6 protein-coding genes and 1 pseudogene are annotated in these 11,997 nt (G+C 77.3%); 5 read left to right on the top strand and 2 right to left on the bottom strand.

The window, feature by feature from the left end; all coding sequences use genetic code 11:
- The first annotated feature begins 430 nt into the window (after positions 1 to 430).
- The 3 genes from SM793_RS23950 (at position 431) to SM793_RS23960 (ending at position 4,249) form a co-directional block, all read left to right on the top strand.
- Positions 431 to 2,752, top strand: a complete 2,322-nt coding sequence (locus SM793_RS23950; protein ID WP_320440340.1) for an asparagine synthase-related protein — start codon at positions 431 to 433, stop codon at positions 2,750 to 2,752.
- Positions 2,753 to 2,942: 190 nt separating this feature from the next.
- On the top strand, positions 2,943 to 3,464 hold the full coding sequence (locus SM793_RS23955) for a universal stress protein (protein ID WP_320440341.1): 522 nt from the start codon (positions 2,943 to 2,945) through the stop codon (positions 3,462 to 3,464).
- Positions 3,465 to 3,544: 80 nt separating this feature from the next.
- On the top strand, positions 3,545 to 4,249 hold the full coding sequence (locus tag SM793_RS23960) for a DsbA family oxidoreductase (RefSeq protein ID WP_320440342.1): 705 nt from the start codon (positions 3,545 to 3,547) through the stop codon (positions 4,247 to 4,249).
- Between the two features lie 48 nt (positions 4,250 to 4,297).
- Here SM793_RS23960 and SM793_RS23965 read toward each other — a convergent pair whose 3' ends face one another.
- Together SM793_RS23965 and SM793_RS23970 are read right to left on the bottom strand one after the other, a co-directional pair.
- Complete coding sequence (locus SM793_RS23965; protein WP_320440343.1) at positions 4,298 to 6,628, bottom strand: sigma-70 family RNA polymerase sigma factor; 2,331 nt, start codon at positions 6,626 to 6,628, stop codon at positions 4,298 to 4,300.
- 336 nt (positions 6,629 to 6,964) lie between these two features.
- The gene (locus SM793_RS23970) at positions 6,965 to 8,071 is read right to left on the bottom strand and encodes a helix-turn-helix domain-containing protein (protein WP_320440344.1); all 1,107 of its coding nucleotides are present in this window, start codon (positions 8,069 to 8,071) and stop codon (positions 6,965 to 6,967) included.
- 619 nt (positions 8,072 to 8,690) lie between these two features.
- On the opposite strand from SM793_RS23970, the gene SM793_RS23975 reads away from it, so the two are divergent.
- Both SM793_RS23975 and SM793_RS23980 read left to right on the top strand, forming a co-directional pair.
- Positions 8,691 to 10,001, top strand: a complete 1,311-nt coding sequence (locus tag SM793_RS23975) for an NAD(P)/FAD-dependent oxidoreductase (RefSeq protein ID WP_413816022.1) — start codon at positions 8,691 to 8,693, stop codon at positions 9,999 to 10,001.
- Between the two features lie 174 nt (positions 10,002 to 10,175).
- Positions 10,176 to 11,633, top strand: a pseudogene (locus tag SM793_RS23980) (PP2C family protein-serine/threonine phosphatase); the annotation flags it as partial.
- Positions 11,634 to 11,997 lie beyond the last annotated feature (364 nt).

An 11,997-nucleotide genomic window follows, 5' to 3' on the forward strand; every position in this document is an offset into this window, starting at 1 on the left:
GCCGTCGAGGACCCGGCGGGCCGGGGGATGCCGCCGCCTTCATCCCCGCGGGCGGTGGCGACGTCCGGGAGGGCATGCGGATGCCCTCCCGGGCCGAGCGACGCCTTTCGGCCATCTCGCGATGGCCATGACAGGGCGACCCGCGGGGCGGTCCGGGCCGAGGAGGGGAAGGCCCGGGCCGCTCCGGTGGAGAAGCTCGTCCGGGCGTTCGAAACCCCGTACCGTCACCGCCGACCGCCGACCGCCGACCCCGCCCGAGGCGGACCGAAGGACCGGCCCCTACGGCAACAGCCCCGCGCGCGCACCGGAAACGACAACTCCGGTCACCGGACGCACAACCGGTGGCACCATGTCCTCTGACGGCGCGCCGGACGCGGGCTGCGGATCCGGGCCCGCCGAGCGGTGCAGATCCTCGTCCGGTGGAGGCGCGATGCGGTGGCTGACGGGCTGGTGCACGGGCGCGCCCCGGCGGGGCGCACCGGCGCACGAGCCGCCCGGCGCCGTGGCCCCGATCGCCGCGCGCCCGCTGTGGACCGGTCCCGACCCGCTCTGGGCGGTCGGCGACTGGCGGCCCGAGGAGATCCGCCTGGCCGTCCTACGGCCCGGGGCCGCCGCCGCGGTCACCACCGGACCGACCGCGCCCGACCCCTTCGAGGCGAACCCCGCCACCCTCCGGCTCGCCGTGCTCGGCCACTGCGGCGCCACCGACGCCGAACTCGCCGCCGGCCTGGCCGCCGCCCGCGGCGGCGCCGTCCGCCACCTCACCGGCTGGCCCGGCAGCTACACCGTGGTGCTGCGCAGCGGCACTCGTTCCACCGTGCTGCTCACCGACCTGGCCGGGGCCCGGCCGGTGTTCCACACCCCGTGGGGCGACGGCACCGCGTACGCCACGGCGGCCCTGCCGCTGGCCGACCTGGTCGGGGCCCCGCTGGACACCGGCCACCTGGCCGCCCGGCTCGCCTGCCCCGAGGCGCCCGAGGCGCTCGGCACCGGCACCCCGTACCTCGGGGTGCGACGGGTGCCGCCCGGGCACGCGCTCGCGGTCCGGGGCGGGCGGCCGTACCTCACGGGGTACGACGGGCCGGGCGCCGAGGGGGTGCCCGAGCGGGGCGAGGCGCCGGCGGTCCGGGAGCTGACCCGGGCGCTGCTGGAATCGGTCCGGTTCCGGGTCCGCACCAGCCCGGCCGGTCCGGCCCCGCTGCCGGCCGGTCCGTCCGGGCGGCCCAGGCTCGGGGTCGACCTCTCCTACGGGACGGCCTCCGCCACCGTCGCGCTGCTCGCCGCCGCCGTCCCGCCCGCCGCCGGACCGGCGGTGCCTTTCCCGTCCGGACCGGCGGCGCCCTACCCGGCCGGGCCGTACCGGGCCGTGCCGGCGCAGACCGGACCGCCGCCCGAGGAGTCCGGGCCCGTGATCCCGCCCGCGTCCGTAACCCCGCCCGCCTCCCGGTCAGCCGCCGGACCCCCCGGACCCCCCGGACCCGCCCGCCCGGCCCGGACCGGGGCGGTGAAGGGCTCCTGGGCCCGCACCGCCGCCCGGCCGCGCACCGCTTCCGAACCCGTCGCCGCCATCACCTTCGGCGAGACCACCGGGACCGGGACCGCCCCCGCCGCCCCGGTGCTCGCCCCGGACGTCCCGCGACTGCGCCGCACCGTGCTCGCCCCCGGCCCCGACACCCTCCCGTACGCGGACCTGCGCGCCGACCCGACCGCCGGTCCGCTCACCGACGAGCCCGGGCCCGAACTGGTCACCGCGGCCTGGGCCGAGGCCCGGTTCGGGGCGGGCGGCACCGACCACCTCACCGGCTACGGCGCCCGGCAGGTCCTGGACGGGCACCCGGCCCGGCTGGCCGACCTGGTCCGGGCCGGCCGCTCCCGCGAACTCCTCTCCCCGGTGGCCGCGCTGGCGGGCGCCGACCGGGCCGCCGCCGGCGTCCTGACCGGCGCGCTGCGGACCCCGCTCACCGTGCTGCGCGCCGCCCACCGGCTGGCCCGGATCCGCTACCCGGACGCGCTCGACGACGCCGCCGTGCGGCTGACCCTCCGCCGGGCGCCCGACGGCGCCGGCACGGCCGGGGCGCGCTCGGTGGAGGACCTCGCCTGGGTGGTCCCGGGGCCCGCCGCCCGCTGGCTGTCCGACGAGGCGCTCTCCGCGGTCGCGCTGCGGCTGCGCCTGGCGGCGCGCGAACCGGCGCCCGGGGACAATCCCGGCGCGTACCGGGCCCGGCACGCCCTGCACCGGCACGCGCGCGGCTTCCGCACGCTGGTGCACGCCACCGAACAGCCGGGCCAGCGGCTGCACGCGCCGTTCCTCGACAACCAGGTGGTACGGGCCGCCCGGCTGCTCCCGGACGAGGTCCGGCTCCAGCCCGGCGCCCGGCACGCGCTGCTGCACGCCGTCCTGGCCGGTGCCGGCCGCACCGACCTGCCGCCCGACTGGGGCCGCGGCCCGCGCCCCGACCGCGCCACCACCGTCCGGGCGGGCCTGCGGCTCGCCGCCGACGGCCTGGCCGAACTCTTCGACGCGCCGCTGCTCGCCGAGGCCGGGCTGATCGACCTCCCCGCCGTCCGGGCCGCGCTCGACCGCGCGGCCGACCCGGCGGCCCTGCTGCCGCCCGCCGCCCTGGCCGGTCTCGCCGACCTGGTCGCCACCGAGCTCTGGCTGCGCCGCGTCCGCGCCCGCCGCCACGGCGCCTGCTGGACCGGCCTCCCACGGCCCGTGCACCCCGCGCTGCCCCCGCCCCGCCTCTCCTGACCCCGTCTCTCCCCGCCCCGCGCGGCCACCCGCACCCGCCCCCGCCCGCCGGCCGGCCGCTCCGCCCCGCGCGCTCGTCCGGCCCCGCTCCCGGCGCTCCCGCGCTTCCCGGCGCGGCTCGGGCCCGGCGCCGCGCCGGGCGGCGATCATGGCGAGCATCCCGTCCCCTTCACCCCGCCCGGAGGCCGTGGTGACCAGTGCCGGTCCCGACCCGTCCGTCCCCGTCGTGCTCTCGGTGCTCGGGCGGCTCCCGACGAACCGGCCCCCCGGGGTGCTCGCGGCCTGCGACGGCTCGGACGGCTCGCTCTGGGCCCTGGACCGGGCGATGACCGAGGCCGAGGCCCACGACCTGCCGCTGTACGTGCTCGCCGTCGTCAACCCGGCGCCCACCGGCTACCCCCCGGGGATGGCCGAACTGGTCCAGGAGAGCGTGGAGACCCTGGTCGAGTCGATGGCGGACGGCCTGCGCCGTGCGGTGGACGCCGTCCAGCGGGCCCGCGCCCACCCGTGCAGCGCCGAGATGTCCCTGCACGTGGTGCTCGGCAACGTGATCGAGGTCCTGCTCGCCTCCTCGGCCCGGCAGCACACCGTGGTGGCCGGCACCCGGGGCAACGGCGGCTTCGCCCGGCTCCTGCTGGGTTCGGTCAGCGGCGCCCTGGTGCACCACGCGGCCTGCTCGGTCCTGATCGTCCCCGCCCCTCCGGAGACCTGAGCGGACGCCGGGAATGTCCCGAGATGGTTCATCGTTCACCTACCTCGGACCCCGCCCCCACCCCCTCTGGAGCCCCCGTCATGAAGGTCGAGATCTACTCCGACATCGCCTGTCCCTGGTGCTATATCGGCAAGCGCCGCTTCGAGCAGGCGCTCGACGGCTTCGCGGGCAAGGAGAACGTCGAGGTGGTCTACCGGCCGTACCAGCTGGTGCCGGACGCCCCGGCCACGGCGAGCCCGCACCGGGAGTGGCTGGCCGAGCGCTACGGGCCGCAGTCCGTCGCGATGGACGCCCGGGTCGCCGAGCTGGGCCGGGCCGAGGGCATCGGCTACGACTTCGACGCCGCCCTGCACGCCAACACCTTCCTCGGCCACCGGCTGCTGCACCTCGCGGAGACCGAGTACGGCGCGGCCGCCCAGGGCCGGGTCAAGGAGGCCCTGCTCAAGGCGCACTTCAGCGACGGCGTGGACGTCGGTGACCGCACCGCCCTCACCGAGGTCGCCGTCGGCGCGGGCCTGGACCGCGACCGGGTGACGGCCTACCTCGCCGGCGAGGAGGGCGCCGCCGAGGTGCGCGCCCAGCTGGCCGAGGCCCGCGAGATCGGCATCACCGCCGTGCCGACCTTCGTCTTCGAGGGCAAGTGGGCCGTCCAGGGCGGCCAGGAGGCCGAGACCTTCCGCCAGGTGCTGGAGCAGGTCGCCGGCGAGATCGGCGAGCGCCGGCCCGCCCCGGTGCAGGCGGACCCGGCCGGCGAGGCGTGCGCGGACGGCTCCTGCGCCGTCTGACCCGGCGGCCCGCACCGCACCGGGCGGACACCGCCCCCGAGGCCCGCTTCAGACGCACCTGAAGCGGGCCTCGGCCCAGTCGGCGACGTTCAGCGCCGACCGGATGCCGTCCGCCGGCGCCACCACCAGCCGGATCGAGGTCTGCCCGCCGAGCGGCACGTGCACCGGCACCGCCGGGTCGCCGGCCCGCAGGGTGCGCGAACTCCACAGCGTCCGCCCGTCGCCGCCCTGGACCGAGAAGACCACCCCGCCGACGGCGAGGGTCAGGTCGTCCATCCCGGCGACCGCGTCGAAGGACGTGCAGCTCCGGTTGAGGTCGATCAGCGTGGCCGCGGGCGCGTGCACGCTGATGCCGTGCCGGTGCTCGGCGCCGGCGACGGAGACCCTCTCCCGCTGCCAGAACCAGCCGCTGCCGTTCTCCCGGATGCTCGGCCGCGGCGGCGGCACCCGGTTGTGGGACGACTTGACCACCGGCAGGTCGTCGGCCCAGAAGTCGGTCGGCGCGGGCGGGGTCGGGACGGCCGTGGGCGGCGTGGTCGGCAGGCTCGGCGTCACAGTGGGCGTCGGTACCACCACCTCGGGCACGGGCGGCAGCGGCACCTCGGGCGTCGGCACCGGTGGCGGGGTCGGCGCCGGCACGGCCGGGACGGTCGCGGGCGGGGTCGGGGCGGGCGTCGGGGTCGGCGTGGGCTTCGGGGGCGCGGGCGTCGGCGAGGGGGCCGCCGTGGTCGCCGGCGGGCTGCTCGGCGTCACCGGCACCGGTCTGGGCGCGGCGGCGGGCGGCGGGGGCGGGGACGGCGCGGGGGCCGGCTGCTCCACCGGTGCCGGAGCCGGGCTCTCCGGCGCGGGCGGCGGAGCCGGTTCCGGGGCGGGCGGCTCGGGCTCGGCCGCCGGCGGCGCGGGAACGGCCGGCGCCGAGACCGGGGCAGCGGCCACCGGAGGCTTGGGCTCGGGCGCGCCGGTGAGCGCGTACGCGGCGACGGCGGCCGCCGCCACCGCGACGGCGGCGGCGATCCCGGCCTTCGCGGCGGTGCCCAGGCCCTCCGCGGCGCCGCTCGCGGCGCCCCCGCCCCCGCCGGAGGCCCCGGCTCCCGCACCGCCCGCGGCCCCGGCGCCCGCCGTCGTTCCGGTCGTGGCGCCGGCCGTGGCCCCGGCCGTGCCACCGGTCGTGCCGCCCGCCGCGGCGGCCGCGGTCCCGGCGGCCGCGCCGCCCACCGCCGCCACTCCGCCGACGGCGGCCGCGGCGGCGCCGAAGCCGCCCACGCCGATCCAGACCAGCACCCCGCCGGGCAGCAGCGCGCGCAGCCCGTGGTTGATCTCGGACAGCTCCAGGCACGCGGCCGTGCACCGGTCGCACTCCTTGAGGTGCCGGCCGACCTCCGCCGAGGCGCGCTTGCGCAGGGAGCCGCGCGCGTACGCGCCGAGCCGGTTGGCGTACGCCTCGCAGTCCCGGTCCTGGCTGCCCGAGACATGCGCTTGCAGGAAGCCCGCGGCGAGCCGGTCGCGGGCCCGGTGGGCCTGGACGGCGGTCGCGTTGGCGGTCTTGCCGAGCATCACCGCGACGGTCTTGGGGGACTCCCGTTCGACCTCGGTGTGCCAGAGCACCACCCGGTCGTCCTCGGGGAGTTCGGCGTACGCCTGCATCACCATGCGCTGGTCGGCCAGCGCCATCGCCCAGGCGTCGGCGCCGGGGTCGGCCAGGTCGAGGTCGACCACGGCGGCCGAACTCTGCGCGAACACGCTGAAGTCGTCGACGAGTTGCTCGCGCCGCTCGCTGCGGGTCCAGGCCGCCGCGACGTTCCGGACCGCGGTCAGCAGATACGCGCGGACGGCGAACTCCGGTCCCTTGCCCGCGCGCAGCGCCTGGAGGGTGCGGGCGAACACCTCGCCCGCGAGGTCCTCGGCGGTGAAGCTGTCCCGGCAGCAGGTCCGGGCGTAGCGGCGCACCGAATCCACATGGCGGCGGTAGATCTCCTCGTAGGCGGTGTCATCGCCGGCCCGGACGAGCGCGGTCAACTCCGCGTCGGAGGGCGGTCGTTCACCGTCGACGGGATCGGCCGGCGCCGGCACGGTTGGGCGCACCGGTGCCCCGGTGCCGACGAAGGCCTCCGGGATGACGCCGCCGCGCCCGGCGCCGGCCTGCCCGGGGACCCGGCCCTGGGGGAGCGCCGCGGCGGAGGCGGAGAGGGTCTCGCGGCCCGGCATCCCGGCCTGGTCCGGCACCTGGCCGGCCGGCACCGGCCCGGGGGGCGCCCCCGGCCCGCCGCCGGGTGCGCCCGGGTCGGCGGCCGGCCCGTCAGGAGCCCGGTCGGGCCCGCCCCCGGCGGACCGCCCGAAGTCGAGGCCGTAGCCGTAGTCGTTCTGTTCCTCGGCGCTCACAACGGACCCCAGACTCCACGACAACCCCCGTAGTGTGGCAGGGCGCACGGGAGTGCGTGGGCGCACGATTCTCCGCCGCACGGCGCCGAGGGCGCGCGAACGGCGCGCATCGGGACATTGGCTCCAACCACGGGCAAAGGATGGCATAGCGCAGAGTTGGGCGGTAGCCGGACCGGCCGTGACCCACTCTTCCGTGGGGCCGTCGCGGATGTGTTCGCCCCGCGCACGGCGCCCCCGGGCGGCGTCGCCCGCCCGGGGCGAACGGCCCGGAGCCGTCCGGCCCCGCTCACCGACCTTCCTGCCCGCGCCGGACGGTGGGGTCCGGTGCGGGCAGGCTCAGCGGGCCCGCAGGCCGTCGAGCAGGATCTGGAGCAGCCGGTCGGACGGTCCTTCGGCGGATCGACCGTCCGCCTGCGGGCCGCCGGTCGGCTGCGGCGCCTCCGCGGAGCCCGCGGGCTCCGAGCCGGACGCCGCGCCCGCCGTACCCGCCACGACCGGGCCGACCGGCGGCCCGCCGCGCCAGGCGTGCACCGGCACCGACGCCGTCAGCACCAGCACCACGTCCGCGACGGTCACTCCGGGCCGCAGCTCGCCGGCCGCACCCGCGCGGGCCACCAGGGCCGCGAGCAGTTGCAGCAGCAGCCGCGGATCCGCGTCGGCCACCAGCGCCGCCGTCTCGCCCTCGGCCGTCGGCCCGGCACCGGTACCGGCACCGGCACCGGCCCGGACAGGCCCACCGGCCGCCTCGCCGGGCAGCTGACCCGGCACCTGGCCGGACGGCTGACCCGGCACCTGACCCGGCACCGGACCGCCGAGCGGCCCGGGCGCCGAACCGTACGCCGCACCGGGCAGCCCGGTCGCCCTCGGCTCGTACCGGGCCGAGCCGAACGCGCCGCCCGCCCCGGCCGGGTCCGGCGAACGCTGCTCGGGCACCCGCCCCAGCTCCTCGGCGTACCGGAACGCCTCCGGCGGCAGCAGCCGCCCGGCCCCGGTCGACACCGCGCGCGCCAGGTAGCCGGCCAGCGCCTCCCAGGCACCCGCGCCACCGTAGAGCGAGTCGCGGGCCTGGGCGGTCAGCCAGGCGACCTCCTCCGCCGCGATCCGCTGGACCAGCACCTCCTTGCTCGGGAAGCGCCGGTACACCGTGCCCACACCGACCCCGGCCCGCCGCGCCACCTCCTCCATCGGCGCGCCGTAGCCGAACTCGCCGAACACCTCGCGGGCCGCGCGCAGCACGCTCTCCAGATTCCGCCGCGCGTCGACCCGCAGCCGGGTGCCCGGGGACGGCCCGCCGCTCTGTGTCACCTCGCCACCCCGGTACGGGACGGCCGCGTACGCCGCCCCCGCGAGGCCGGAGGCCTCGGCCGGACCGCGTTGCTCCGGCACCACGCCCTGGCCGGGGTGTGCCGCACCCGATCGCCCCAACAGTCGCTCCTGTTCCATCATCCCAACTCTCCCCCGCAGGCGTCCGGTTCCGGACCCTGTCGTCGCCCGCCCCTGCACCCCCCGGTGCAGCTACGCCTGAAAGAAATGACCGATGACCCATCGCTCGTGCCGTTGGTGCCGCCCGGGTGCCGCCCGGCCGCGGGTGCGGCCGCGCGCAGATCCACCCGGACCCCGCTCCGGAGGGCGCCGCCGGGCCGATCGATGCGATCGGGCCGGCGCGTCGGCGCCCGTTCTGGGCCCTGTCCGGGAACTACCCTTCCCCGGATCACGGTCCCGCAGTCGGGTTCCCCCGCCAACACTAGAACTGGCCGTAATGACCGATCCACGGTGCGTCGCCACCAGTTGACATGGCAGTGGCCGCGCCGCCACACAATCCGACCATAGTTCACCGCCGTTCGAGGCCGAAAGTGCGTCAGAAACTCACCCCGCCAGTACTTCTGTCCACCTCCGGCCCCACCGGACCCGTCCGCCACAGCACGGACGGTGGACAAGAGGGCTTCGGCGGCCCTTTATTGGTGGGCGTGATGGGGGCATGCCCGGTCGAAGGCGGGCCACGGAGCCCATCGACAGGAGGTGCGCCATCAGGATCCTGATCGTCGGCGGCGGGTGCGCGGGCATGTCGGCCGCGCTGCACCTCCAGCGCGGCCTGCGCGAGCGGCTGCGCCGCGGCGAGGTCCACCTCACCCTGGTCGAGCCGCAGGCCTACCTCACCTACCACCCCCTGCTCGCCGAGGTCGCGGCCGGCACCATCGACCCCCGCCACGTGGTCGTCCCGCTCCGTCGCGAACTCACCGAGTGCAAGGTGCTCACCGCCCGGATCACCCGGATCGAGCACGCCTCCCGCCGGGCCTGGGCCGACGCGGCCGGCCGGGGCGAACCGCCCGCGCCGGTCGAACTCCACTACGACGTCCTGGTGCTCGCCCCCGGATCGGTCTCCCGCACCGCCCCGGTGCCAGGACTGGCCGAGCACGGCCGGGGCTTCTCCACCGTCGGCGAGGCCGTCGGCCTGCGCAACCACGTCCTGGAACAGCTCGACCTCGCCACCACCACCCGCGACCCGGCACTCCGCCAGGCCGCGCTCACCTTCGTCTTCGTCGGCGCCGGCTACGCGGGCGTCGGCGCGCTGGCCGAACTGGAGGACATGGCCAGGTACGCGGTCCGGGGCCACCACCACACCACCCCCGAGGACCTGCGCTGGGTCCTGGTCGAGGCCACCGACCGGATCCTCACCGAGGAGTCGCCCGAACTCGCCGGACACACCCTGGCCCAGCTGCGCGAGCGCAATGTGGACGTCCGGCTGCGCACCACCCTGGAGTCGGCCGCCGGCGGGGTGATGGCGCTCTCCGACGGCAGCCGGTTCGCGGCCCGCACCCTGGTCTGGACGGCCGGAGTCCGCCCCAACCCGCTGCTGCGCGACACCGACCTCCCGCTGGACACCACCGGCCGGGTCCGCTGCCTGCCCACCCTCCAGGTGCTCGGCCCGGACGGCCGCGCGCTGCCCGGGGCGTGGGCGGCCGGGGACGGCGCGGCCGTGCCCGACCCGCACGCGGACGGGGCGCCGTGCGCGCCGAACGCCCAGCACGCCTTCGCCCAGGCCGAGCTGCTGGCCGCCAATGTGCTGGTCGCGCTGGACGGCGGCCCGCATGCGTCCGGCATCGCCGAGTACCTGCCGGGCCCCCCGGCCTGTTCCACCTCGCTGGGCCTGGGCCGCGCGGTCGCCCACACCCGGCGCGGCGGGCGGCTCACCGGCCGCCGGGCCTGGTGGCTGCACCGGGCCCGCCATCTGCGCCGGCTGCCGAGCGGGGAGCGCCGGGTCCGGATCCTCATGGACTGGGCGCTGACCGGGCTGTTCTCCCGCGAGGTCGTCCCGCTCGGCCGGCCCGAGCAGCCGGACCGACCGGAGCCGGCCGACGGACGGCCGGTGTGAGCCCGGGCCGGTGGCCCCGGCGCCGCCGCCCGCTCGGAGTACCGGCACGGCTCCGAGGCCGACCCGCCGACCGCGCCGGGCGCGGACGACTTCCGGAATCGGGCCTCCGCCTGACAGGATCTGCCCGACCGAGTCATTACCGCGTGTGCTGACGAGTGCACAAAAAGTGATGATATGCCTGGAACCCGAGGAAGCGGCCGTCGTTTGAACCTCATGCGCTGGAGCGCCCGGCTCACCGGAGTCCCGTGGCGTGCCGCCCCGCAGTCCGGGGCGGGCACCGACCGCGGCACGCCGTCCGGCGACGCCGTCGTGGTGCCCGGCCCCCGCGACCCCACCAGCCCCACCACCCCGGTCGGCATCCCGAACGCCCTCGACCCCACCGGCGTGCTCGACCCGCACCGGCCCCAGGACCTGCGCGAGGTCCTCAACCGCATCCCCGCCCCCGTCGCCGTCACCTACGGGCCGCTGCACCAGCTCGGCTACGCCAACCGCGCCTACCGCGAACTCTTCGGCGAACGCCCCACCGGCCTGCCCGCCTGCGACGCCCTGCCGGAGCTCGGCACCCTCGGCGTGCTGCCCCTCATGGACCAGGTGATCCGCGGCGGCAGCCCGCGCAGCGTCAAGGCCCGCTGCATCCTCGGCCTCACCGGCAACCGCTACTACAACGTGTCCTGCGTGCCGCTCACCCGCGACCCCGGCGACCCGGCCCCCGCCCCTCCGCCCGCCCGGGCCGGATCCACCCCCACGAGTGCCCCCGGCACGGCCCCCACCGCCGTCGACACCACTCCCACGGGTGACGACCCCACCTCCGGCGTCCTCATCTTCGCCGCCGAGGTCACCGACCAGGTCCTCGCCGCCGCCCGGCTGCGGGAGTCCGAACGCCGCCAGCGCGAGGCCGCCGTCACCCTCCAGCGCAGCCTCCTCCCGCAGAAGCTCGACCAGCCCGCCGACCTCCGGGTCGCCGCCACCTACCAACCGGGCGGCGCCGAGGCCGCGGTCGGCGGCGACTGGTACGACGTCATCGCCATCGACGGCGGCCGCACCGCACTCGTCATCGGCGACGTCATGGGCCGCGGCCTGCGGGCCGCCGCCGTGATGGGACAGCTGCGCACCGCCGTCCGCGCCTACGCCCGCCTCGACCTCCCGCCGCACAAGGTGATGAGCCTGCTCGACGGGCTCGCCATGGAGATCGACGCCAACCAGATCGCCACCTGCACCTACGCCGTCTGGGACCCGCAGCGCCGGACCCTCGGCTACGCCTCCGCCGGCCACCTCCCGATGCTGCTGCGCTGCCCCGACGGCACCGTCCTGCGCAGCGAGGAGCAGAACGGCCCGCCCCTGGGCACCGGCGGCGGCGTCCACCTCTCGCACACCCTCCGCCTGCTGCCCGGCACCACCGGGGTCCTCTATACGGACGGCCTGGTCGAACGCCGGGACGAGGACATCGACCAGGGCCTCGACCTGCTCGCCCGCACCCTCGCCGGCGCGGTCGGCGCCCCCGACGTGGTCTGCTCCCGGCTGCTCCGCGCCATGGGCGTCAGCTCCGACCACGACGACGACGTCGCGATCCTCGCCTTCCAGCTGCCGGCCGAGGAGGAGTCCCCCGGGCGGACACCGGCGCTTGACGTGGTCTCCCAAGAGGTCTAGTGTTCTTCGAGCTGCCTGGCTGGGAGCACCGGACACGCATTGGCGCGGACGGTCCCGGGGTAGCCAATCCTCTGAAACACCACCTCATCCCATTTCGGGCCGAGGCGTGTCGTTATTTCTTTCGATACGTTCCGGCTCAGGGTCTATTCGGTGTGCCTGCTTTCAGGGATTGCGGCCGGATTCGCTTTTCGGAGCGGGGATCGGCTAGAGTTTGAAACGTCGGACAGGGCGTCAAGCCGCAGAAGACGCCAGCGAGTTGGATGAAGGAAGCGCCGGGAACGGCACGGAAAACATCTGATAAGCTGGGAACACGAAAGAACGAAGCGCCCGGAGGGCCGGTGTGAAAGCC

Origin of the sequence: Kitasatospora purpeofusca, from assembly GCF_034043715.1 — a bacterium.
GTDB lineage: Bacteria > Actinomycetota > Actinomycetes > Streptomycetales > Streptomycetaceae > Kitasatospora > Kitasatospora purpeofusca_A.

Coding starts and splice junctions, on each gene's coding strand:
- SM793_RS23970 (WP_320440344.1), bottom strand. CDS start 8,071: ATGGAACAGGAGCGACTGTTGGGGCGATCGGGTGCGGCACACCCCGGC.
- SM793_RS23975 (WP_413816022.1), top strand. CDS start 8,691: ATGTCGGCCGCGCTGCACCTCCAGCGCGGCCTGCGCGAGCGGCTGCGC.
- SM793_RS23950 (WP_320440340.1), top strand. CDS start 431: ATGCGGTGGCTGACGGGCTGGTGCACGGGCGCGCCCCGGCGGGGCGCA.
- SM793_RS23960 (WP_320440342.1), top strand. CDS start 3,545: ATGAAGGTCGAGATCTACTCCGACATCGCCTGTCCCTGGTGCTATATC.